The organism is Gammaproteobacteria bacterium (assembly GCA_029881255.1).
GTDB lineage: Bacteria > Pseudomonadota > Gammaproteobacteria > S012-40 > S012-40 > JAOUMY01.
Genome location: JAOUMY010000001.1, coordinates 852,261 through 876,174 on the forward strand (window position 1 = coordinate 852,261; position 23,914 = coordinate 876,174).

General features: G+C 47.6%; 22 protein-coding genes and 2 tRNA genes. 10 read left to right on the forward strand and 14 right to left on the reverse strand.

Features of this window, described 5'->3' with window-relative positions; translation table 11 throughout:
• The first annotated feature begins 25 nt into the window (after positions 1–25).
• From OEZ43_03925 to OEZ43_03935, 3 genes are read left to right on the forward strand one after another with little or no spacing between them, the layout of a single operon-like run.
• Positions 26–3,880 carry an FAD/FMN-binding oxidoreductase gene (locus OEZ43_03925; protein MDH5544716.1) on the forward strand — a complete coding sequence of 1,285 codons (3,855 nt, stop codon included), beginning with the start codon at positions 26–28 and terminating at the stop codon, positions 3,878–3,880.
• A gap of 25 nt (positions 3,881–3,905) precedes the next feature.
• Positions 3,906–4,751 carry an ATPase gene (locus OEZ43_03930; protein MDH5544717.1) on the forward strand — a complete coding sequence of 282 codons (846 nt, stop codon included), beginning with the start codon at positions 3,906–3,908 and terminating at the stop codon, positions 4,749–4,751.
• A 15-nt stretch (positions 4,752–4,766) separates the two neighbouring features.
• Positions 4,767–5,843 (forward strand): homoserine O-succinyltransferase, encoded by a 1,077-nt coding sequence (locus tag OEZ43_03935; GenBank protein ID MDH5544718.1) that lies wholly within the window; start codon positions 4,767–4,769, stop codon positions 5,841–5,843.
• A 283-nt stretch (positions 5,844–6,126) separates the two neighbouring features.
• Here the strand turns inward: OEZ43_03935 and pal are convergent, their stop codons facing one another.
• Positions 6,127–6,678 carry a peptidoglycan-associated lipoprotein Pal gene (gene pal / locus OEZ43_03940; protein ID MDH5544719.1) on the reverse strand — a complete coding sequence of 184 codons (552 nt, stop codon included), beginning with the start codon at positions 6,676–6,678 and terminating at the stop codon, positions 6,127–6,129.
• Positions 6,679–6,903: 225 nt separating this feature from the next.
• On the opposite strand from pal, the gene OEZ43_03945 reads away from it, so the two are divergent.
• Complete coding sequence (locus tag OEZ43_03945; GenBank protein ID MDH5544720.1) at positions 6,904–7,191, forward strand: hypothetical protein; 288 nt, start codon at positions 6,904–6,906, stop codon at positions 7,189–7,191.
• On the opposite strand, the gene OEZ43_03950 is transcribed toward OEZ43_03945, so the two are convergent.
• Positions 7,184–7,462 carry a YkgJ family cysteine cluster protein gene (locus tag OEZ43_03950; protein MDH5544721.1) on the reverse strand — a complete coding sequence of 93 codons (279 nt, stop codon included), beginning with the start codon at positions 7,460–7,462 and terminating at the stop codon, positions 7,184–7,186. The genes OEZ43_03945 and OEZ43_03950 overlap by 8 nt on opposite strands.
• A gap of 24 nt (positions 7,463–7,486) precedes the next feature.
• The gene (locus tag OEZ43_03955) at positions 7,487–7,849 is read right to left on the reverse strand and encodes an Hpt domain-containing protein (protein ID MDH5544722.1); all 363 of its coding nucleotides are present in this window, start codon (positions 7,847–7,849) and stop codon (positions 7,487–7,489) included.
• A 344-nt stretch (positions 7,850–8,193) separates the two neighbouring features.
• Between OEZ43_03955 and OEZ43_03960 the strand changes: the two genes are divergently transcribed.
• Positions 8,194–8,763 (forward strand): DUF3575 domain-containing protein, encoded by a 570-nt coding sequence (locus OEZ43_03960; protein MDH5544723.1) that lies wholly within the window; start codon positions 8,194–8,196, stop codon positions 8,761–8,763.
• Between the two features lie 639 nt (positions 8,764–9,402).
• A complete protein-coding gene (locus OEZ43_03965) occupies positions 9,403–10,359 on the forward strand; it encodes a hypothetical protein (GenBank protein MDH5544724.1) in 957 nt (318 codons plus the stop codon).
• Between the two features lie 33 nt (positions 10,360–10,392).
• On the opposite strand, the gene OEZ43_03970 is transcribed toward OEZ43_03965, so the two are convergent.
• The 9 genes from OEZ43_03970 to OEZ43_04010 form a co-directional block, all read right to left on the reverse strand.
• A tRNA-Met gene (locus OEZ43_03970) sits at positions 10,393–10,469 on the reverse strand.
• An 89-nt stretch (positions 10,470–10,558) separates the two neighbouring features.
• On the reverse strand, positions 10,559–11,650 hold the full coding sequence (gene ychF / locus OEZ43_03975; GenBank protein MDH5544725.1) for a redox-regulated ATPase YchF: 1,092 nt from the start codon (positions 11,648–11,650) through the stop codon (positions 10,559–10,561).
• 11 nt (positions 11,651–11,661) lie between these two features.
• Entirely contained in the window at positions 11,662–12,255 is a 594-nt protein-coding gene (gene pth, locus OEZ43_03980; protein ID MDH5544726.1) for an aminoacyl-tRNA hydrolase, read from the reverse strand.
• 70 nt (positions 12,256–12,325) lie between these two features.
• Entirely contained in the window at positions 12,326–12,964 is a 639-nt protein-coding gene (locus OEZ43_03985; protein ID MDH5544727.1) for a 50S ribosomal protein L25/general stress protein Ctc, read from the reverse strand.
• A 93-nt stretch (positions 12,965–13,057) separates the two neighbouring features.
• On the reverse strand, positions 13,058–13,996 hold the full coding sequence (locus OEZ43_03990) for a ribose-phosphate diphosphokinase (protein ID MDH5544728.1): 939 nt from the start codon (positions 13,994–13,996) through the stop codon (positions 13,058–13,060).
• Positions 13,997–14,271: 275 nt separating this feature from the next.
• Positions 14,272–14,346: transfer RNA gene (locus OEZ43_03995), tRNA-Gln, on the reverse strand.
• A gap of 1 nt (position 14,347) precedes the next feature.
• Positions 14,348–15,229, reverse strand: coding sequence for a 4-(cytidine 5'-diphospho)-2-C-methyl-D-erythritol kinase (gene ispE, locus OEZ43_04000; protein ID MDH5544729.1), 882 nt, complete (start codon positions 15,227–15,229; stop codon positions 14,348–14,350).
• On the reverse strand, positions 15,222–15,836 hold the full coding sequence (gene lolB / locus OEZ43_04005) for a lipoprotein insertase outer membrane protein LolB (GenBank protein MDH5544730.1): 615 nt from the start codon (positions 15,834–15,836) through the stop codon (positions 15,222–15,224). Before lolB ends, ispE begins: the two co-directional genes overlap by 8 nt.
• A complete protein-coding gene (locus OEZ43_04010) occupies positions 15,836–17,554 on the reverse strand; it encodes a tetratricopeptide repeat protein (protein ID MDH5544731.1) in 1,719 nt (572 codons plus the stop codon). Before OEZ43_04010 ends, lolB begins: the two co-directional genes overlap by 1 nt.
• A 341-nt stretch (positions 17,555–17,895) precedes the next feature.
• On the opposite strand from OEZ43_04010, the gene hemA reads away from it, so the two are divergent.
• From hemA to OEZ43_04030, 4 genes are read left to right on the forward strand one after another with little or no spacing between them, the layout of a single operon-like run.
• The gene (hemA, locus tag OEZ43_04015) at positions 17,896–19,161 is read left to right on the forward strand and encodes a glutamyl-tRNA reductase (GenBank protein ID MDH5544732.1); all 1,266 of its coding nucleotides are present in this window, start codon (positions 17,896–17,898) and stop codon (positions 19,159–19,161) included.
• Positions 19,162–19,163: 2 nt separating this feature from the next.
• The gene (prfA, locus tag OEZ43_04020; GenBank protein MDH5544733.1) at positions 19,164–20,252 is read left to right on the forward strand and encodes a peptide chain release factor 1; all 1,089 of its coding nucleotides are present in this window, start codon (positions 19,164–19,166) and stop codon (positions 20,250–20,252) included.
• A gap of 9 nt (positions 20,253–20,261) precedes the next feature.
• Complete coding sequence (prmC, locus tag OEZ43_04025) at positions 20,262–21,095, forward strand: peptide chain release factor N(5)-glutamine methyltransferase (GenBank protein MDH5544734.1); 834 nt, start codon at positions 20,262–20,264, stop codon at positions 21,093–21,095.
• 12 nt (positions 21,096–21,107) lie between these two features.
• Positions 21,108–21,515 (forward strand): M67 family metallopeptidase, encoded by a 408-nt coding sequence (locus tag OEZ43_04030; protein MDH5544735.1) that lies wholly within the window; start codon positions 21,108–21,110, stop codon positions 21,513–21,515.
• Between the two features lie 15 nt (positions 21,516–21,530).
• Here OEZ43_04030 and hslO read toward each other — a convergent pair whose 3' ends face one another.
• A complete protein-coding gene (hslO, locus tag OEZ43_04035; protein MDH5544736.1) occupies positions 21,531–22,409 on the reverse strand; it encodes an Hsp33 family molecular chaperone HslO in 879 nt (292 codons plus the stop codon).
• 62 nt (positions 22,410–22,471) lie between these two features.
• Entirely contained in the window at positions 22,472–23,908 is a 1,437-nt protein-coding gene (gene gatB, locus OEZ43_04040) for an Asp-tRNA(Asn)/Glu-tRNA(Gln) amidotransferase subunit GatB (GenBank protein MDH5544737.1), read from the reverse strand.
• Positions 23,909–23,914 lie beyond the last annotated feature (6 nt).

Here is a 23,914-nt window from a genome sequence, read left to right on the forward strand (position 1 = left end):
ATGTTAGAATAGGCGCCCATTTTTGATGTTCAGTGCAGACAATATGCGCATTCGCGAAATCCCCTATAATTACACCTCGTATTCAGATCGTGAGATTGTTATCCGGTTTTTGGGTCCGCGTGGCTGGGAAATACTGGAAGAATTGAGAGTGGCCCGCAAGACCGGGCGTTCAGCACGTATGTTGTTTGAGGTGCTGGGCGATATGTGGGTTATCAAACGCAACCCGTATATTCAGGACGATTTGCTGAAAAACCGCCAGCGCCGAGACTCACTGGTGCACGCTCTACATCACCGTCTTGATCAGGTCGGTGAGCGTGCCGATCAAAACTCCCTAACATTAGAGCTGATCAACCTGGCTCGCGCTGCTGTGGCAGAGTTTGAGGCCTGGTTTTCACATCAATGGGATATGCGCAAGGAAGTCACGCGCAAGCTTTCCCGCTGTACAGGCAAAGACAATATCGATTTTGGCGGACTCGCCAAGGTCGCGCACGTCACAGACGCTACCGATTGGCGTGTGGAGTTTCCCTTTGTCGTCATCTATCCCGATACCGAATCAGAGGTTCGTGACATCGTTGCCGCATGTATCGAGTGCGGCCTTACGATAGTGCCGCGCGGTGGTGGAACCGGTTATACCGGTGGCGCTATTCCTTTATTTGAAAATACTGCAGTAATCAATACGGAAAAGCTCGAAGCCTTGAGTGGTGTCGAATTTCGACAAATCGAAGGTGTTGAGCATCCCGTGGCAACGATACGCGCTGAATGTGGCGTGGTGACGCGTCGCGTTGCCGATGCGGCGGAAGAAGTTGGGCAAATTTTCGCGGTCGATCCCACATCGATTGATGCGTCGACCATCGGCGGCAATATTGCTATGAACGCTGGTGGTAAAAAGGCAGTGCTTTGGGGTACGACGATAGACAATCTGGTCTCCTGGCGCATGGTGACGCCGGATGCAAAGTGGATGGAGGTTGAGCGAATTGGACACAACCTCGGAAAAATCCATGAACAAAAAGAAGTGCGATTTCGCGTTTCACGCTTTGAAGCGGATGGCCACACCTCGGCTGGTGAGCCGTATGAAATAAAAATGCCTGGTTCGGCGTTTCGCAAGCTTGGTTTGGGTAAAGATGTTACCGATAAATTTCTAGGCGGGTTACCGGGTGTACAAAAAGAAGGCTGCGATGGCCTGATTACTTCTGCTTACTTTATTTTGCATCGTATGCCCGCATTTACACGGACGGTTTGTTTGGAGTTTTTCGGACATGATTTGTCGCGGAGCGTACCTGCAATCGTCGAGATAAATGACTATCTTAAGCAGGCAAAATCGGTTTGTCTTTCAGGTCTGGAACATCTGGATGAGCGATATGTAAAAGCCGTGCGTTACACCACAAAGGCAGCACGGAGAGAGATGCCAAAGATGGTGTTGATCGCAGACATCTCTGGTGAGGATGAACAGCTAGTTGCAGCTGCTGCGGAGGCTGTCGTGGCGATGACGCAGAATCGTGATGGCGAGGGCTTTGTTGCGGTGAGTCCGGAAGCCAGGCGCCGATTCTGGTTGGATCGTACGCGTACAGCGGCGATAGCAGCGCATACCAATGCGTTCAAAATCAACGAAGACGTTGTTATTCCTCTGGACAAACTGGCGGAATATACAAGAGGTGTCGAGCGAATCAATATCGAACAGTCGATAAAAAATAAGCTGCAAATTGTCGACGCGGTACGCGATTACATACGCTCAGATTGGTATGAATTGCGGATGGCCGATGGCTATGAAGCAAACGACGAGTCCGACGTAATTCTAGAAGGAAAAAAACAGGCTGCATACGAAGTATTGGATAAAGTAGAAACTCGTTGGCGCGCGTTTTTAGAGAATTTCGATGCTCCAGCTAAAACGCTTGAGACATTCTATTCGCCAGCTACGATACCACTGTGCCGAGAAAATGATACGGTGCTTGATTTGTTGCTTAGACGTGATCTGCGTATCAGTTATCGCCGTTCAGTCGAACAAGCCGTAAAGGAAATTTTCGCGGGTAGAGACTTAGAAAGTATTCGGGCTCGTTTCGACGATGTGCATCAGAAGATCCGTAGTAGTCGGTTATTTGTTGCTACCCATATGCATGCGGGTGACGGCAATGTTCATACAAATATTCCTGTGCATTCGAATGACTACACGATGCTTCGTGAGGCAGATCATATCGTCGATCAGGTTATGGCTCTCGCTGAAAATCTAGGCGGAGTTATTTCGGGTGAACACGGCATAGGTATCACCAAGTTTCAATATTTAAGCAAGGATGCAATTGCATCCTTCGCTCGCTACAAGCAACAGATTGATCCGCAGGGTTGGTTTAATCGAGGAAAATTATTGGAAGGCGGGAATCTCGATGACGCGTACACACCCTCTCTTCGCTTGGTTCAGCAAGAAGCAATCATCCTGGAAGAGAGTGAACTTGGCGCGTTAAATGACGATATTCGTCACTGTCTTCGATGTGGTAAGTGCAAACCGGTCTGTAATACGCACATTCCAAGAGCGAATCTTTTGTATTCTCCCAGAAACAAAATTCTCGCAACCGGACTGATCATAGAGGCGTTCCTTTACGAAGAACAAACGCGTCGTGGTGTATCGGTTCTGCATTTTGATGAGATGAATGACGTCGCCGATCATTGTACGGTTTGTCATAAATGTTTTAATCCCTGTCCTGTCAATATCGATTTTGGTGACGTAACAACGCGTATGCGCAATATCTTGCGCGCGCGCGGCCAAAAGAAATCCAATATCGGAACGAAAATGTCAATCGCATTTCTCAATGCGACAGATCCTTCTGTTATAAAGGGTATGAGAAAGGGTTTGATTGAATGGGGTTACAAGGCGCAACGCATTGCGCATACCGCTGCCAAGAGTGTTGGTGTGGTGAAACAACAAAAACGGCCGGAATCGACAACAGGGCGTACGCCAATAAAAGAGCAAGTTATACATCTCATTCGCAAGCCGATGCCTTCGCAGTTACCAGCAAAAACAACACGTGCGTTGTTGCGTATCGAAGATAATAAAACTGTTCCTATCCTGCGCGATCCAGCGAAAGTAAACGATGATAGTGAAGCGGTGTTCTATTTCCCGGGTTGTGGATCCGAACGTCTATTTAGTCAGATTAGTCTGGCGACGTTGGCAATGTTATATGACGCAGGTGTTCAGACCGTGTTGCCTCCCGGTTATCTCTGCTGTGGTTATCCGCAGACTTCGACCGGTGATGAAGTTAAAGGCAAAAAAATTACGACGGAAAATCGCGTTTTGTTTCACCGTGTTGCGAATACGTTGAATTTTCTCGATATAAAAACGGTGATTGTTTCCTGTGGTACTTGTATGGATCAATTGCTGAAGTATGAATTCGAGCGCATTTTTCCCGGATGTCGTCTAATGGATATTCATGAATATTTGTTGGAAAAAGGCTATGGATTAAAGGAAAGTGACGGAATCAAATATATGTATCACGACCCTTGTCATACACCTATGAAGTTGCAAAATCCCCAGAAAGTTGCTTCAGGTTTAATGGGGCAGGAAGTGCTTTTGTCAGAGCGTTGCTGTGGCGAAGCAGGAACTTTTGCCGTGTCACGGCCAGATATCGCGACGCAGGTGCGTTTTCGTAAGCAGGAAGAGCTTAGTAAAGGTATTGAGTCGTTGGTCGGTAAGCCTAAAGCGAAGAAAGGGGAGGTCAAAATGTTAACCTCTTGTCCGGCGTGTATGCAGGGCTTGTCACGCTACAAAAACGATACAGGCTTAACAACGGACTATATTGTAGTCGAACTTATCAAGCAATTGATGGGCGACGACTGGCAAAAAGCTTTCATCGAAAAGGCTAACAACGGCGGAATTGAACAAATATTATTGTAGTGATTAACGAGAGAAGGATTACATCGTGAGGATGTCAGCAGAAGAATTTCGGGCCTGGGATAATAAGCGTATAACCTTGTTGGGGATGTCTGGTGTAGGTAAGACTCGCTTGGCAACGATGTTGCGAAGCAGTGATTGGTTTCACTTTTCTGGGGATTACCGAATTGGGACTCGCTATCTGGATGAGCCGATACTCGACAATATTAAACAACAGGCAATGCAGGTTCCATTTCTGCGTGATCTTTTGAGATCTGATTCGATCTATATTAGAAACAATATTACAGTTGATAATCTTCAGCCCGTCGCCAGTTTTTTAGGGAAGTTGGGTAATCCGGAGTTAGGAGGTTTGCCTCTAGAGGAATTTAAACGGCGTCAACGACTGCATCACGTTGCGGAAGTCGCGGCTATGAAAGATGTTCCAGAATTCTTACGCAAAGCCCAGGAAATATACGGCTATAAACATTTCATCAATGACGGTGGCGGTAGTGTATGTGAGCTTGATGATCAAAGTGTCATTGATGTACTTAGAGAGAATACCTTAGTCGTATACATAAAGGCGACCAGGGATGATGAAAAAGAGCTTATTCGACGAGCAGAGAAGGCGCCAAAGCCACTGTATTATCGCGAAGCCTTTCTCGATGAACAATTAGCGGAGTTTCTAAAAGAGCGCTCTCTGGATTTCGTGGCGCAAATTGATCCGGATGATTTTGTCCGCTGGATGTTTCCACGTCTATTTTACGCGCGCATTCCTCGATATGAAGCCATTGCCGATAGCTATGGATATACCATTTCGACTAAAGAATTGGCAGGAGTGTCGGACGAAGCGAGTTTTATTGAATTGGTAGCGGATGTATTAGCGCGTAGCAAGTGATAGGAACGGAAAATTATGCCATTAGTCGCGCATTCTAATTTGCCTAGTTTTGATCGCTTACGTTGCGATGGTGAGATAATCATGTCGCCTGAACGCGCACGTATGCAGGACATTCGTGAGATTCATATTGGCCTGTTAAATATGATGCCCGATGCTGCATTGTCAGCAACAGAGCGTCAGTTTTTTCGTCTGATCGGGGGAAGTAATCACGTTGTCCAGTTTTATGTGCACCCTTTTTCGCTAAAGGAAATTGATCGTTCAAGTGAAGGGCAAGCCTATATAGATCAATACTACGAATCTTTCGATGACATAAAACGCGAAGGATTGGATGGCTTGATTATCACTGGCGCCAACGTAACTAAGCCGGATCTGTCTGCAGAAGCGTTTTGGGAGCCTTTGAGTGAGATTATGTCGTGGGCTTATGACAATGTGACCTCGACCTTGTGTTCGTGTTTGACCACCCATGCGGTTATGCAATTTCGTTATGGACAAGTGCGTAGACGCTTATCGGAAAAACGCTGGGGTGTTTTTCCTCATCGGGTTATTGATCGTTTGCATCCATTGGTAACCGGTGTTAATACACGATTCGACGTGCCCCATTCTCGTTTTAATGAAATTACACGAGAGCAATTCGAACAGTCGGGTCTGAATGTATTGGTTGAAAGCGAAGAAGCGGGGGTGCACCTGGCCGTGAGTGAGGACGGTTTTCGGACTGTTTTCTTCCAAGGTCACCCAGAATATGACACGATTAGCTTGCTAAAAGAGTACAAGAGAGAAGTGAAGCGATATTTTGTGGGTGACTTGGATGAGTATCCGCCTGTACCGCGTCACTATTTTTCAAAGCAGGTAAAAGCAGTAGCGGATGAATTTCGTGCGATGGTAGAAAACGCCAAGCGCAAGAAATTGCAGTTTCCCGATTTTCCAGAACAATTTATTGAGGCTACTCTTGATAATACCTGGCGAGATACCGCTGAGGCAGTGATTAATAATTGGGTAGGTAAGATATATCAGCTTACCAACCAGAATCGGCTATTGCCTTTTATGGAAGGCGTTGACCCGGCGAATCCGCTAGGCTTGGAAAGAAAAAAGTAATCATATATAGCGAGTGAAGTGAAATGAAAGATATCAAGAATCTGGTAATTTACGGTGGGGGATCATTCTTAGTGATACTACTGGTCGTTGCATTGGCGTCCAGTAATGTTATTTCCTCAAGTACAGTTGGGTATATCTCAATTCTGGTAGTGATCGTTTTGCCGGTAGTTTTTAGCGTTTTTCTTGCTAAGAAAGAACGAAGTAAACAGGCTCGGGATACAAAGTAAGTGATGTGGCAAAAAAGGGCGCGATTACGCGCCCTTTTTTATGTTTAGCCATGTGTCTAGTTGCTGGCAAAACTAAACACGGCGCGGCGGTTTTTGCTCCAGAATTGCTCGGAATGTCCATCTTGTTCGGGGCGTTCTTCACCATAGCTTACAGTTTTGACCTGCTGTTTGGATACGCCTTTCAGCTCTAGCAGTTGCTTGATACTGTGCGCGCGTTTTTCCCCTAGCGCCATGTTGTATTCACGAGTGCCTCTTTCATCAGCATGGCCTTCCAATACCACCGCGATATCCGGATTGTTCATCAGATATTGCGCTTGACGATCTACGATGCGTTTTGCGGCATCGGAAAGATCGCTTGAATTAAATTCAAAATAAATGACATTTTTTCCACCTTCGTCAATGGTGTTTGCACTAGAAGATGTTGATGCGACGGTGGAGTCTTCAGTGCTAATGTCCTGGCCACTGATGGTTTCCTGCGTGGCTGCGTTACCTTGAACAGCTGTATTGCTGTCATCGGGTGTCTTGGATCCACCTTTTGACGTACAAGCACTGGTGACAAAAATTGTGGTCAGACTGAGTAATATCAAAATCGACTTTAGGTGAGTCATGGCTATTCCCCTTTATCTCAATTATTAGCACTTACAGATTGAATCCTTACGCTCGCGGCAAATATAGCATAGCGTACGGTAAAAATTAATTCACACGTGCTCATAAGAGACAACGTTTGCTATGTTTAACACATATAATGGGAAGACCATATAAAAAAACCACGGTTCCAGTATGATATGGAAATGTGTGAATTTATTGACAAAATATGTATTGATTGGAGAGTGATGATGAAAAAGTTCCATCTTTTTATTGCTTTTGCGACATTGTCGCTGATTCTGGCTTGCACCGAAGAGCAGCAAAACAAAATCAGTCGGATCGGAGTAACCTGGTTGGAAGGAAATTATCGTGTCACTTTCGCAGAAGGTAACCACTTGAAGCAGTGGACGATCAAAGATAGCAAGGTAACGTCGGAGCCAGCAAAAGGATATTACTATTTCTGGGCCCAGGAGAATGGACGTACGATCTACGTACAGACGCCGATTTCCAGAACGTATATTGAAGAAGTCAAATAGTGTCGTCGTTGCGAGTCAGTTTTTCCAAGGTTCTCAGGTAATGCAATGCTTGCTCACGATTCTCACCGCATGTTTCTGGTGAAGGTTGGAAGCCGGCGCATACTACCGGACGACTTTGATGATGGAAAATTTGACAACGCATCTCCATATCGAGATGAATGCAAGGGGTGTCAGCAGGCTTTCCGTGCGCCATTCCAGGTATCCGGGAGGTGATTGACGGCGCAATGCAACACGCGCCACAGCCTGAACGGCAATCAAACTGACTTGTCATTAATTTGTTTAGTCTCTAGGGAAGTCAACTTTTCGCGGACTGATTTCGGTGTTTGGCACCTTCAGTTTGCAAGCGCGCAAAGGCATCGCGTATTGAGGCTAGCACAATTTGTTCTGGTATGGTCGCAGTTTCTGCGTATTTCCTGAGTAATTCAGTCATCTCACGAGCGACACGGCCATATTCAGGGGCGTCGAATGTACCTGCAGAGCCAGCGATAGTATGAGTTAGGCGGAAAAGTTCTTGTACATCATGACTATTGCATTGCGACGAGCTAAGGCGGGCAATAAGCGCGTTGATGCTTTCGGCCTGTACTAGCATCTCCTTCCGATATGCCGACTTCAGTTCGTCTAGTCGTTGCTCAAAAATCTGTTTTGGAATACTACTCATGGGTAAATAATCTAAATTGGTGAAAAAGTGTACGAAATATCGAGCAATTTGTATTTCCTTACTCACAATGCCTGATATCGGCTCGTATTCGTAAAACCTTGAAGTAGATTGTGGGAAATATGACGTTCGATTTAGAACGTCTTGTCTAAAGTAGGTCAATTTAATAAAGATTAGGTTTTTCGCAGCCAAATATTCGACAATACAGTTTGGCGAATTGACAGGCGAGGAAAAGATTCATATGAGCCATGTCGTCGATTGAGTATCGATGCACGGGAAATATTTAGGCAAAACATATATGCCGTTTAACCCTGGCTTATAATGTCTACCACAAAAGGGAGTTGTTGATGAAAACTAAAACAATTGTTCTGGCAGCGATTGTATTTTTTTGTTCTTTTTTGAGCTTGTCCGTTCAAGCGTTTGAAGTAAAGAATAGGCTCAGTTTGCGTATTAATCCGATTGGCTTAGTCGGTGCTGTGTTTAGCGGTGATGTGATGTTGAAGGTATGGCCACAGGTGGCTGTTGGTCCAGTGTTCGCTTATCAGGATTTTGACTTTTCGGGCGCCTCAAGCAAGCTGCTGGGAACAGGTATGCGTATCGAATGGTATTTTGACGAAGCATTACAGAACGGTGGCTATGTTGGTTTGTTGTCTACATACGCACAAACCGAAAACTCAATTACGGAACAAGCCAAGCGCTATTCGAGAGCGGGTAGGGACTTGCGAATTGTTGGCATGATTGGCTATTTATGGCGTTGGGATAATGTGACATTTAATTTAGGAATTGGCGGTGGCTACACGTCTTTTGGAAACCCGGACTTGATTGCAGATGACGGCGCAGTATTTGACATGCCAATTAAGTTTCCAGATTCCCATGTTGCGGTAAATATGGATATCAGTCTTGGTTGGGTGTTTTAGCGCGAGAGAATATGTTAACTGCGCACTTGTTTTATCGTAAGTCAGTAAATAGAACGTAATTCTGTTTGATGGCTATCGGCTTCGCTGAGATGGGTGCGTACTAGCTCTGCAGGCATCGTTTTTTAGGCTGTGTTTTTATCCGCGTTGTAGATAAACAAGCAATCTTCAGGTTTTGTTTTACATATAGTGTCACGACTTGAAGGTAATACCTTTAACCGTTCAACATAGCATCCTGTAGTGATAAATGTTTATCCTGCCGGGAGTATTCTGCTTTTTCTGTTGTCTGACACCGCTAGTGTCTCAGATGCAGATGTGATGACTCCAGATTTTAAGGGATGAGCAGCGACAGTGTTTGATGCTCCTCGTATTTTGGAAACAGTCTATGCTTTAAAGGCGGGGTTTATGGAATATAACCATTTCCGAGATCAGTTTGGGAAAGCGCAATGCAGTTAACTGTATGTGTCAACAAGTCGTGCTTCAATTTGTCATTTGAAATATTAAGTAGATTGGTTTTAACTCATTGAATAGTTAATTGAAAGTATTGGCTTCTAAAAGTTGGATGTTGATGCTAAGAGCAGGTTAAGTGGTATCGTGTATACATTGCCATCTTGCAGTAAAAAGTGTTAAAAGGTCTTGATAATGAAAAAGGATTTGTGGCTGCTATTAGGGCTTTTATATGCGTTTACATCGACGTCTGTACGCGCATCACCTGTAGTATTGGATTCCGAGTTCTTAGCTCCCGGTGAGAGCGGGGTATCTTTCGAATATTTGCTCTTTTCTTCCAAGGCTGACGGCTTTTTCTCAACCAGTCTTATATCTGCTGTTTATAAAAGTGAATTGCTCCGTAACGCGGCTATAGCTCGATATCAATTGGGTATCGGTGATGCAGTTAATGTCACCGCTGCAATCCCATACCAGATTTTTGTTCATCAGAATGAATCATTGGAAAACAAACTCAAAAGAGTTGAATATCGTGTGACCGGCAAAGGTTTCATGGATCCCTCTATTAGAATTAAAGCCAGACTGGCCAATAAAAAGTTATTGAGCATATCCAGCTTTGCATCGGTCAGCATTCCTGTTGCCGACGACACAATCGCGATTGCAGAAATTAAAGAGGATGATGTAATCATTCAAAATGGAAAACCAGGTGCAGCCGGTCAAGGAAATATTGATTTGGATGCAGGCTTTTTTCTATTGTCCAAGCTCAATCATTGGCTCAAGGTGCAAACTGTCCTTTCCTATAATTATTCTGCAAGCAAATTGAGCGGTGGAGCTAAGGTTGACCAAGGTGATTCTCTGAATTTTTCTCTGACTAGTCTGATGAATATAAAGAGTTGGTTGGCGTTATCCGTTGAGGGAAGGGCAGGACACCAGTTTGAGGGAAATAGCGGTAGTTTAATATCATTGTCATCGCAATTTGTCGGCGTCTCAGCAGGATTGCATTTACGACCGTTCAAGAATTTACTGATTGGTATCCAAGGGGGATATGGTCGTGTTTTGGGATTGAGGCGCGTTGATCAGGCAAACGATCTGAGTTACCGTATAGATAATTCAGTTGCCCCAGCCGGTGGCTTTAGAATCTCGCACAGTTTCTAATAAACTTCGAGACAAACATGCAGAAGTTTAAATTGGTGGCTATGCCCTGATTCGAACAGGGGACCCCATCATTATGAGTGATGTGCTCTAACCAGCTGAGCTACATAGCCACGCGAGGAAGGCGAATTTTGCGGATTTAGGCCCTGTTTGTCAAGGACAGGGGGGTGTTACTTCCCGTCACACTATAAGGTACTGATAATCAGACATTAAAACGGAAGTGCATTACATCGCCGTCCTGAACAATATATTCTTTGCCTTCCAAACGCCATTTTCCAGCCTCTTTTGCACCCGCTTCACCTTTTAGTTGTACGTAATCGTTGTAGGCGATTACTTCAGCACGGATGAAGCCTTTCTCGAAGTCTGTATGGATGACGCCAGCAGCCTGAGGGGCTGTGGAGCCTATCTTGATCGTCCAGGCGCGGACTTCTTTTACGCCAGCGGTGAAATAGGTCTGAAGCCCAAGTAGTTTATAGCCTGCGCGGATTACCCGGTTCAGACCTGGCTCTTCCAGTCCCAGGTCAGAGAGAAACTCACCTTTCTCGGCATCATCCAGTTCTGCAATCTCGGCCTCGATAGCAGCGCAGACAGGCACAATCTCGGCCCCCTCTTTCTGTGCCAATTCGCTTACAGCGTCCAGCAGGGGATTATTGGTGAAGCCGTCGTCAGTTACGTTGGCGATATACATAGTGGGTTTGATGGTCAGCAGATGAAGTTCCCTGATCAAAGCCAATTCGTCATCATTCAATGCCATTGCCCGAACTGGCTGGCCGCTATCAAGATGCTCTCGAACCCGGTCGAGCAAGTTCTTTTGCGCGATGGCTTCCTTGTTACCACTCTTGGCATTCTTGGCGGCACGTAGAATCGCCTTCTCCACGGTTTCGAGGTCTGCTAATGCTAGCTCAGTATTGATAACGTCAATATCGCGCAACGGATCGACGCTACCGGATACGTGAGTAATGTCATCGTCGATAAAGCAGCGAACCACGTGTGCAATTGCATTGGTTTCGCGGATGTTGGCGAGAAATTTATTGCCCAGGCCTTCACCCTTGGATGCCCCTTCGACCAGGCCTGCGATATCTACAAACTCCATCGTGGCGGGAATCGTCTTTTGCGGTTTCACGATTTCGATTAAAGGGTTGAGTCTATAGTCTGGAACGGAAACAATTCCGACATTGGGTTCTATAGTACAGAAGGGATAGTTGGCAGACTCGATACCGGCCTTGGTGAGGGCGTTGAATAGAGTGGATTTGCCTACATTAGGAAGTCCAACGATGCCGCATTTAAAGCCCATATCCAGTTTCCTTATCTTAATGTGTTGTTGCTGTGAAGTTTATTAGTCGCCTTCTGGATTTCACCAGCGACCAGCTCTGGCAAAACGCGTATCGCATCATCGAGTGAGCGATCAATTAATTCACGTTCGCCTTGAGGTGTCCGGCCTAGTACGTGTCCCGTAACTTGTTCACGATGTCCCGGGTGGCCAACGCCGATACGCAAACGTAAAAATTCTTTATTGTTTCCCATGCGCGCAATGATATCGCGCAGACCATTGTGGCCGCCATGGCCACCACCGAGCTTCAGTCTGACGATCCCAGGTTCGAAATCGAGCTCGTCATGAGCAATCAGCATGGCGCAAAGCGGTAATTTATAAAAGGTAGCGACGGCGGCAACGCTTTGTCCACTACGATTCATAAAAGTAGTAGGTTTGAGCAAGAAGATCTTTTCCCCCTGCGCGTTGAATTGCGCAAGTTCGCCAAAGAATTTACTTTCTGGTTTGAAAGACACGCCATGCGCGCGAGCGATTTCGTCTACGAACCAAAAACCCGCATTGTGTCGCGTTGTCTCGTATTCTTTACCGGGGTTACCCAGTCCAACGATAAGTGTAATAGGATCAGCCATGGCGCGTATTCTACAACGAAAAACGCCCCACACGCGTTGGCATGTGGGGCGTTTTCAACTGAAGTGGATATTATTCTCCGCCTTCCTCTGTTGCAGCGGCGCCTTCGCCGCTGGCGGCTGCGTCGTCACTGCCCTTCTTCTTGTGGATAGATACAACAGGTAGGTCATGGTCTGCGCCATGGCTAAGTTGTACTGACTCCACGCCAGAAGGTAGTTTCAGGTCGCTAATGTGTAGTGTTTGCTCAAGGCTCAGGCCGGAAACATCGACTTCAATGAATTCTGGGAGGTCTTTCGCCAAACAGATGATTTCCAGGTCAGACATATTGTGAGAAATCAGTCCGCCTTCCTTAACACCAATCGCAGATTCTTCGCCAGTGAAATGCAAAGGCACATGCATGTGCAGTTTTTCTTTTTCATTGACGCGTTGAAGGTCGAGATGCAGGGCCTTAGGTTTGAAAGCGTGGCGCTGAACATCCTTCAATACTGCTTTGGTTGGTTTGCCATCAATCTTGATCGTCAGAACCGAAGCATAGAATGCTTCGTTTTCAAGCGACTTGATGACATCGTCATGGTTAAGTGTCAGAGAGACAGGATCTACTCCACCGCCGTACATAACGGCAGGTACTTTATTGGCGTGACGCAGGCGGCGGCTCGCACCTTTCCCCACATCGTCACGCGATTGTGCTTCTAGAACAAAGTTCGTGCTCATGGTTTACTCCTCATTGCACTGGTTTAATCAGCCTCCCCCGCGACCAGGTTCGGCGCATATTCGACAGCAGGAAAACCTGGTGTCGGAATTCGTTTAATCAATAAATAGCGAGCTGACCGATTCTTCCATGTGGATGCGGCGCATGGTTTCGGCCAGCATCTCGGCAATGCTCAACTGACGTATACGCGAACATTCGCGTGCTTCACTCCTTAACGGAATAGTGTCAGTTACGACTAATTCATCCAGTTTGGATGACTCGATATTCTCAATGGCACGACCGGAAAGTACCGGGTGCGTACAGTAGGCGACCACTTTTGCTGCCCCGTGTTCTTTAAGTGCGTCTGCGGCTTTGCACAGCGTCCCTGCGGTATCGACGAGATCATCCACCAATACACAGGTGCGATCTTCGACATCGCCGATAATGTGCATAACCTTGGCAACGTTCGCCCTTGGACGACGCTTGTCGATAATGGCAAGGTCGGCATCACCTAAACGCTTTGCTAGTGCTCTCGCGCGAACCACGCCACCGACGTCTGGCGAAACGACCATAAGATCTGGGTATTTTTGTCTCCAGATATCGCCCAGCAATATCGGCGATGCGTACACATTGTCCACCGGGATATCAAAAAACCCCTGAATCTGGTCCGCATGCAAATCTATAGTCAGTACGCGATCCACCCCTGTGCCGGCAATCATGTTGGCGACCATCTTGGCCGTGATCGGTACACGAGCAGAGCGTGTGCGACGATCCTGTCTGGAATAGCCAAAATACGGGATTACCGCGGTGATGCGTTGTGCAGATGCCCTATGCATGGCATCCACCATGATCATCAATTCCATGAGATTGTCATTGGCTGGCTGACAAGTGGGTTGGACGATAAACACATCCTGACCACGAACATTGTCGAGTATCTCGACAGTGATTTCGCCATCGCTAAATTTATCTACATGCGCCTTGCCAAGCGGAAGGCTGAGGAAGTGGGCAATATCCCGGGTGAGCTGCGGATTGGCGTTGCCTGTGAACACCATCATGCGACCGTCGGACACTCTAATCACCCTTGTATAACGAATTAGCCGGGTTGCAGAACCTGAAGTTCTTTCCAGCCGGTAGCGATATTGCTACCCGCCCTGTGTTTGTGGTTTTCCAACAGGATTACTCGGACGTACGTTGTCCTCAGCCCCTTCGGGGTCGCGCAGCGCGCGTTCAAAATCACTCCTGGCGATTTTGTCGAACCTTCACGGTTCCATCCTGGTGGTAGAGACTGTCTGCCTTTTCTGGCATTAGTATCTATGTGCCTTCAAAATTATGGCTGGGCCGCCAGGATTCGAACCTGGGAATGCTGGAATCAAAATCCAGTGCCTTACCGCTTGGCGACGGCCCAATTAAACCTGTTTAGATGCATAGAACATCTTATGTATAGGGGTCTCATTCATCCCCTTGGCCAGTATGGCCTGCCACCCGTTGGGTAGCTCGGACAAGCATGCTTCTGCTCGTATCTTGTCGCTAAATGCCGCGAACACGCAGGCACCAGTGCCCGTCATGCGGCTGGGGGCGTAATTTTCAAGCCAGTTAATGGCTTCCTTCACCGCCGGGTAGTGTTGCTCAACCAAAGGTTGACACACATTCACCGTTGCCCCGGAAAGAAAGTCGCGTATTGTGATCGGATGTTGGTTTCGTGTCAATTGTGGAGAGGAAAATATTTGGCCTGTGTTGACGTGAACATTCGGTTTGATGACAACAAACCAGGGCTCATCCAGGCAGACTGTTTCCAGCTTTTCGCCTACGCCTTCTGCCCAGGCAGCTCTGCCAAAGATGAAAATGGGTACGTCAGCGCCTAGCTGTAAACCAAGACTGGCCAGTTGTGCCAAGCTCAATTCAGTCTCCCAGAGTAAGTTTAGCGCCAATAGCGTGGTTGCCGCATCGGAGCTGCCCCCACCCAGTCCTCCGCCCATTGGTAGCTGTTTATCCACTCGTATTACGCATCCCCGTTTGCAATCGGTGAAAGACTGCAGCAGCCGTGCAGCTCGAATGATAAGGTCTTCGGATTCGGGAATTCCATGCACTTCATTTTTGCGTGAAATGCTGCCGTCCGTATTGGGCTCAAAATAAAGGTAATCGCAGGTGTCGATAAATTGAAAAATCGTCTGTAGCTCATGATATCCGTCGGCGCGTCGGCCGGTAATGTGTAAGAACAGATTGAGCTTTGCCGGGGCGGGCCAGGCGTAGTCGGGTAAGCGCCAGTTTTCCTGGTGTTGTCTATTCATCAAACTTCCACTGGTCAAGCACGAGCCGAATACGAATTTCAGAATTGCTCAGGACAATTTTGCGCGGCAGGAAAACATCACCGCGTTGTGTATATTGTTGGAATTTTACATCCCAGTGTGGATGGCGGATATGGTTAATCCTGCCTTCTTCATCAAGAGTGACTTTTTGTGTATCCCCTAATGGTTGCGGAAGTCCCAAGACCCAGAATCGTAGGCCGTCAAATGGGATATGCCAACCGATATAGCGTGAAAGCAGGGTTTCGGCGTTGCCATTATGGTGTTTGCTGCCGCTTCCCATGTCGAGCAGGGCATTCTTATCGTCACCACGCAGCAAAATAGCGCCCTGATTTAATGGGCCGGCAAGTTGGATTGAATAATTGGCGAGTTGCTGTTGCCACCAGATGGAGCCGCTCCAGGCATCATTCTCCATCGAGGCGCCAAAACGTCCGCTTAACTGCCAGCTGTCTTTGTGTGCGTTAATCTGATCTCGGTGTTGTTGCCATAAGGCAAACTGTTGTTCGTTGGCGTTAATGAACTGAGGTTTTACCTGTATGCCGGTGCAAGCCGCAAGAGCCGAACAAAGAACAAGCAGCGCAAATGCACGCATTAGTGGCCAAATCGTTTCATGGTCTGGAGTAATACTTCGTTGTCGCCAAATTGTTCTCTGGCCTCATCCCATACTTGACGTGCCTCGCTTGTCTGACCGGACACAAATAGGGCCTCACCCAAGTGTGCTGCAACCTCACCGTCGCGAATCATGGTATAGGCCTGACGCAAGAGTTCCACCGCTTTGTCATGCTGTCCAAGGCGGAAGTATACCCAGCCCAGACTGTCAATAACCGCTGGATCCTCGGGCTCAAGTTCCATGGCTCTCTTGATGTGCTGCAGTGCTTCTTCCAGGCGATTCGTGCGGTCAGCAAGCGTGTATCCAAGTGCGTTGTGTGCGGCGGCGTTATCTGGTTCGCGTTGCAGAACAAACTGGAGATCTTCTATGGTTACATCAATGCGATCCAGCTTTTCGGCTACCAGCGCGCGCGAGTAAAGCAGATCGATGTCGTTTCTGAATTCGTCGAGTCCACGAGAATATAAATTGTAGGCATCTTTGAATTGTCCGGCGTTCTTTAGCAGATTGCCTTCAAATATCAGGATCTCCTTTTTCTCTTCCAGCGTTTTGATTTCCAGTGCGCGGATGTGCTCCAGGGCTTCATTGAGTGAGTTAGAGCGCGCTAATACGGAGGCAATACGCAACTGTGAGTCCAGGTAATATTCGCCACTGGAGATTCGGTTATACCAATTGAGCGCATCGGAATCGTTTTCTTTTTGCTCAGCAATCTGTCCGAGGTAATACATCACCTGTGAAGAACTTTTACCCATCTTGTATAACTGGCGCAGGTATCCGTCTGCCTCATCGAGTTGTTTAAACTGCATGGAAAGCATGGCTAGCGTGAACAAAACATCTTCATTGTCCGGCATTTTAACTGCAAGCAGTTCAAATTGACTGCGGGCTTCTTCAAGGCGACGTACGTCAACTAGTGCACGGGCATAGGTCAGGCGGACACCATCTTCGCTGGGGTGGCTCTTGAGGTATTTTGCAAGATAGGTGAGCGCTTCTTCACTACGACTTAACTGAATGAGTACGCGTGCTCTAAGGGTGATAGCGTCTATCCAGTCCTGTTTGATTTTTAGTGCTTTCTCAACCGCTGCGAGGGCCTGCTCTTTTTCATTAACCCCAAGTAGCAAGCTGGCGTGTACATAATGGGTTTCGGCGTATTGCGGGTAACGTTCGCTCACAAAAGCTGATATCTCTACAGCGGATTTCTCGCTTGCTTCCCTTTGTAGCATGGCGCCTATGTGTAAAATGGTGCGCGAAATTCGCTCTTCGCTAGCCTCAAGCAGGGTCATAACCAGCTTCTTGGTGTCTTCGATTTTTCCAGTTCGGATATAAAAAACGGTGAGCATACGCGTAGCTTCAAGATTGCCTGGGTCGTTTTCCACCCAGATGCGTGCTGCTTCCAGGGCAACGGTGTCTTCTTTTGCAAAGCTGGCAATGCGGGCTGTACGCGCAGCAATCTCCGGATCGTGACTTTTCTTGGCGGCCTCGAGATAGAAGTGAGCCGCTACATCCGGCTGGCCGCGTTGTGTGGCTATTTCCCCCACCAAGATTTCGTACATCATATTTGCTTGAACAGAGCCGAAGTCCACGTCTCCAGGTTTTTCCAGTAGACGGCCATTGTTGGAATCGTGGCGTTGAGGTGTACTACTACAGGCAGTGAGCAGGCCTGTTGCCATAAGTAATAGAATGCCGACACTTGGCCTAATCTTCATCTAAACTCCGCTTTCGACTGGTAGCACTATATCGTCAATAAATTCAGTTGCTTAAATATTCTGTATCAACAGGGTTAATAGCGGCATAATGCGTCCGCCTATACTATTGGCCCATTCGACTGAATTTGGTTCCCGCCTATGGGTCAAACGGTGTGAACGTTGCCCGACATTGTTTAGCAAAAACAGGAAGTTGTTATATCCGGAGCAAGCGCTGCTACTATACCATTTTTGACAAAGGAATCAGTAAGCAAGAATTGCCCCGAGCGAAAGTATGGCTTGTTTTTACGGTGGCCTTTTAAGAAAATTACGGGTTCGCTGCTTCAGGACTCCTTGGCACTTATATGAAACTACTGGCATTCGGTATTAACCACAAGACCGCTCCCGTCGACATTCGGGAAAAGGTCGCATTTGCGCCAGAGCGCTTAGCTGAGGCCCTAAATGGGTTGGTGGCCGGCGCGCGTGTAAAAGAAGCCGCTATCTTGTCCACATGTAACCGTACAGAGCTCTATTGTTGCCTGAACGACGCGGATACCAGCGCGATCGAACACTGGTTCTCCGACTATCACCACCTGGAACTGGAAAAGCTTCGTCCCTATTTCTATGCTCATCCGGATAATGAAGCTGTACGTCATCTCCTACGAGTCGCCAGCGGTCTTGACTCACTGGTGTTGGGCGAACCGCAAATTCTGGGCCAGGTAAAAACCGCCTATCGTCAGGCAACCGAGGCGGGCACGGTTGGAAAGATTCTCAATAGACTTTGTCAGCATACGTTTAATGTAGCCAAACAAGTTCGCACAGATACCGCAATTGGCGAAAGCCCTGTTTCTGTAGCGTTTGCGGCGGTGAGTTTATCCAAACAGATTTTTAGCAATTTCGAAAAACATACGGCGATGCTCATTGGCGCAGGCGAGACAATTGAGCTGGCAGCGCGTCACCTGCATGAAAACGGTATTGGCCGTATGATCATCGCGAACCGCACTGTACAAAGAGCGCAAGCCTTGGCAGATGAATTGGGCGCTTATGCGATTCCTCTAGGCGATATTCCTAAGCATCTGGCAGAAGCCGATATTGTTATTTCTTCGACGGCCAGTCCTTTGCCAATTTTAGGTAAGGGAAGTGTCGAAAGGGCGATAAGGGCGCGTAAACATCGTCCAATTCTGATGGTTGATATTGCTGTGCCGCGGGATATTGAACCTGAGGTGGGTGAGTTGGCGGATATCTATCTCTATACCGTCGATGACCTCCAGGAAATTATTCAGGAAGGCTTGAAGAGTCGCCAGGAGGCCGCGTTCAAGGCAGAGGAAATCATAGATGGACAGGTTTCCAATTTCATGGGGTGGATGAAATCACAGGACTCGGTAAGTCTCATTCGAGAATTTCGTACCCAAATGGATATCCTCAAAGATGCGGAACTGGAAAAAGCGATTGCCGCACTGAATGGCGGCGCGAATGCAGAAGACGTTTTGCATCGTTTGGCGCATAATCTCACCAATAAACTCTCTCATAATCCTACGGCTGCGCTGCGTCGTGCCAGCCAGGATGGCGAAGTCGAATTGCTAAAAGCCATCCAGGAAATCTACAACCTCAAACATTCTGAAGAAGGTTAACTGTGAAAGCATCCATACTGGCCAAGCTGGAGCATATCTCCGAGCGGGTAGAGGAGATAAATGCCTTGCTCGCCGATCCTGGTGTTATTGGTGATCAAAATAAATTTCGAAATCTGTCGAAAGAACACGCGCAGCTAACGCCGGTTGCTGATTGTTTTCATGGTTATCAACAAACGCTAGAGGATATCGAGGCGGCGCAAATGTTGATGGATGACAGCGACGCGGACATGCGCAAGATGGGCGTGGAAGAATTCAAGCTTGCGGAAAAACGCCGTGAAGAATTATCGCTGGAATTGCAAAAACTTCTGTTACCCAAAGATCCCCATGACGACAGCAATATCTTTCTTGAAATTCGCGCAGGTACTGGTGGAGACGAGGCGGCGATATTTGCCGGTGATTTATTCCGAATGTATTCAAAATATGCCGAGATACAGCGTTGGCAAGTGGAAACCATGAGTGAGAGCCTGGGCGAACACGGTGGTTACAAGGAGGTTATCGCACGCATCATTGGAAAAGGCGCCTATTCAAAATTGAAATTCGAATCAGGGGCGCATCGCGTGCAACGTGTGCCAGAAACCGAGTCACAGGGGCGCATACATACGTCTGCATGTACGGTCGCGATTTTACCTGAAGTCGACGAAGTGGAAGCGATCAACATCAATCCTGCAGATCTAAAAGTCGACACCTATCGCGCATCAGGCGCTGGTGGGCAGCACGTTAACAAAACTGATTCGGCCATTCGGATAACCCATTTACCGACAGGCATCGTTGTTGAGTGTCAGGACGAAAGATCACAGCACAAGAATCGCGCTCGCGCTATGTCTTTGTTGCAATCAAGGCTGTTAACACAGGAACAGGAAAAACAGGCTGCGGAACAGGCTGAGTCCAGACGTTTGCAAGTCGGCAGTGGAGATCGCTCTGAGCGCATACGTACCTATAATTTTCCGCAGGGGCGTGTTACCGATCATCGTATCAATCTCACTCTGTACAAACTGGAAGCGCTAATGGAAGGCGAAATGAATATGATCGTCGAACCGTTGATTAATGAATATCAGGCGGATCAGCTGGCTGCGCTTAGCGAAGAGAAATAGAGGCGTGTTGTGCCCGAGTCTATACAACAGGCTTTAAAGCAGGCGTCGGAGAAAATGCCGAGCGACACAGCTGTTCTGGATGCTGAGTTATTGCTGTGTCATGTTCTCGATGTAAAGCGTGCTTATCTACGTACCTGGCCTGAGCGAGAGTTGAATGAGGACGAAGAGAAGTTCTTTCGCGCGCTGGTAAGCAGGCGTGCCACTGGTGAACCACTGGCTTATATTACAGGTACGCAGGAATTTTGGTCGCTAAGCCTCAAGGTGACATCGGATACCTTAATACCCCGCCCTGAAACAGAGTTGCTGGTGGAGCATTCGTTGGATTTGTTATCCAATGTCCGCAGCCCTGTCATTCTCGATTTGGGAACCGGCAGTGGAGCGATCGCGTTGGCGCTGGCGATTGAGCGCCCAGACGCAATGATTGTCGCAACGGACAAGTCTGCGGCAGCACTGGATATCGCAAAATTTAATGCGCTTAAACATCATCTGGCAAACGTTCACTTCGTGCGTGCGAGTTGGGGAGTATGTTTTGCCGATCATCAGTTTGATCTTGTCGTTAGTAATCCACCATACGTCGATAAGAATGATCCAGATCTTGCCTCTGATGTTCAAAGATATGAGCCTGGAGTTGCCCTGTTTTCGCAAGCTGCGGGTTTGCAGGATATTGATGCAATCACCACGCAGTCGAAGAATTTATTAAAGGATGAAAGTTGGTTGTTACTTGAGCACGGTTGGAAACAGGCTGAAAATGTTCGCGCCCTGTTGATGCAGAAAGGCTTGACCGACGTTCAAACTGTAAAAGACTTGGCGGGTCATGACCGAGTGAGCATGGCGAGACGATAACTAGAGCAGAATATGAAATCTTTCCCTATTTCACGCACCGTAGTTAATAAAATTCTGACTCAAGCACAACACAATATCGAAGTTGAAATATGTGGGCTGATTGGCGGTCGAGACAAACGACCTGAGACAGTCTATCCAGTGCCTAATATTGCCTGCGATCAAACGCGCTTATTTGAAATGGACCCTGCTAGACAAATAGAGGCAATGCGCGAAATGCGCGAAGCGGGCGAACAACTGCTGGCGATATATCATTCCCATCCCACTGCCCCTGCGCGACCATCACTAAAAGATATTCATGATGCGGCTTATAAAGAGGTCGTTTATTTGATAGTGTCGCTCAGTACTGAGGGTGTATTGGAAATGCGTGGTTTTTTTATCAGGGATGATGTGACAGAAGAGATTGAATTGAGCCTGGAGTAGCGGAGTAGCCTGGGATTAATGCTTGGTGGGAGGAATATCCTGGCGAGTATCTGAGGCGAAAATTTCTTCCGCATCAATTCGGTCAAATATATATTGCTGGCCGCACATTTCGCAATTGATGTCGACTAGCCCTTTTTCTTCGATAATGCTCCGCACTTCGGTAAGGCCAAGGCCGCGTAGCATGTTGCGCACGCGTTCACGGCTACACGAGCAGCGAAAGAAAACAGGCTCCGCATCCATAAGACGAATGTCTTCTTCGTGATATAAACGGTGTAAAATCTCCTGGGCTGACAACTCTACTAATTCCTTTTCTGTCATTGTCGACGCCAGCGTGGTCAGGCGATTCCAATCATCGGCATCGGGTTCGGTTTTTCCAGGCATGCGTTGTAATAACATGCCCGTCGCTTGTTCATTGTCTGTTGCCAACCACAGACGTGTATCCAGTTGCTCAGACTGGGTAAGATAATATTCCAAGGCCTCGGCGATAGTGTTACCGATTAATTCAATTATGCCCTGGTAACGTTCATTGGTGATGTTGTTCTCGATAGTGATGACAAGGTTTCCCTTGCCAAACAGTTCATGGAGTGTTCCTTGTTCCGGCATGTCCTCACTGTGTTTTGCGACGCCGCGTAGTGTGTGATCGTTGCTGGCTTCCATCACCATCAGTGAAATGGGTCCGTCGCCGGTTACCTGAAACGACAAGGTGCCTTCAAATTTCAACGTGGAGGATAGTAGCGCTGCAGCGGCCATGAATTCCGCCAAAGTTCTTTTTACGATTTCGGGATATTGATTTCGTTCAAGCACCGCGCGCCAGGTAGCATCGAGATGCACAATCTCGCCACGTACGGGGATATTTTCAAACATAAATCGTCGGATGATATCTTTTTCTTTCATAGATTGAATCTTCATAGCGTTCCCGAACCAAAGCCCAGTCTGAACGCAAACGTTGCCGTTTCTTATCCCTTTAATTTATCGCGCAGCAATTGGTTAACTTGTCCAGGATTTGCTTTGCCCTGGCTGGCCTTCATGACCTGTCCTACGAAAAAGCCGAGTACTTTTTCTTTTCCAGCGCGGAATTGCTCAACCTGGTCCATATTGTCGGCCATGATTTCGTCAATAATCTTTTCGATAAAGCCGGTGTCTGTAACCTGCTTCAGCCCCTGGCTCTCGATAATACTATCGGCATTGCCTTCACCGGCCCACATGGCTTCAAACACTTTTTTGGCAATTTTTCCGGAAATGGTGTTGTCACGTATACGTAGCAGCATCCCGCCCAGCAATTGCGGTGTAACCGGGCACTCGCTGATATCTTTTTCGTCACGATTGAGTCCGGCGATGACGTCACCCATAACCCAGTTGGCGCATAGCTTTGGATCTTCGCCACCCTCGCGTATGCATGACTCGAAGTAATCTGCCAATTCACGAGATGCCGTTAGAACGCCGGCATCGTATTCCGGAAGCCTGTATTCGTTGACGAAGCGGTCACGTTTCTGATCGGGCAGTTCTGGAAGATTTTCTTGTATCGCGTCAAGAAATGCCTGATCGACTTCAACAGGAAGTAGATCAGGATCTGGAAAGTAGCGATAGTCGTTGGCTTCCTCTTTGGAACGCATGGAACGGGTTTCGCCTTTGTCCGCATCATAGAGTCGCGTTTCCTGTACGACTTCGCCGCCGCTTTCGAGTATATGAATCTGGCGATCTACTTCGTAGTCGATAGCTTTTTCGATAAAGCGGAAAGAGTTGAGATTCTTGATTTCAGCGCGGGTACCGAATTTCTCTTCACCTTTTAACCGTACCGACACGTTGGCGTCGCAACGGAACGAGCCTTCCTGCATATTGCCATCAGAAATCCCAAGATAACGCACGATAGCGTGAATCTTTTTCATATAGGCGACGGCTTCTTTGGCTGAGCGCATGTCTGGCTCTGATACAATCTCCAGCAAAGGTGTGCCGGCGCGATTGAGGTCTATGCCTGTCATGCCTTGAAAATCTTCGTGCAAGGATTTGCCTGCGTCCTCTTCCAAATGCGCGCGAGTCACGCCTATCGTCTTGGTCGTACCGTCTTCCAGTTCGATGTCCATGGTGCCGTTTGCGACGATAGGTAATTCAAATTGGCTTATCTGGTAGCCTTTGGGTAAATCAGGATAAAAATAATTCTTTCGTGCAAACACAGAGCGTTTGGCGACTGTCGCGCCTATCGCGAGGCCAAATTTTGCGGCCATAACGACGGCTTCTTTGTTTAATACCGGCAATACACCTGGCATACCCAGGTCGATTAATGAGGCTTGCGTGTTCGGTTCCGCGCCGAACGTCGTCGCGCTACCGGAAAAAATCTTACTCTTTGTCGCAAGCTGCGCGTGAATCTCTAGACCGATGACTGTTTCCCATTCCATCTTCGA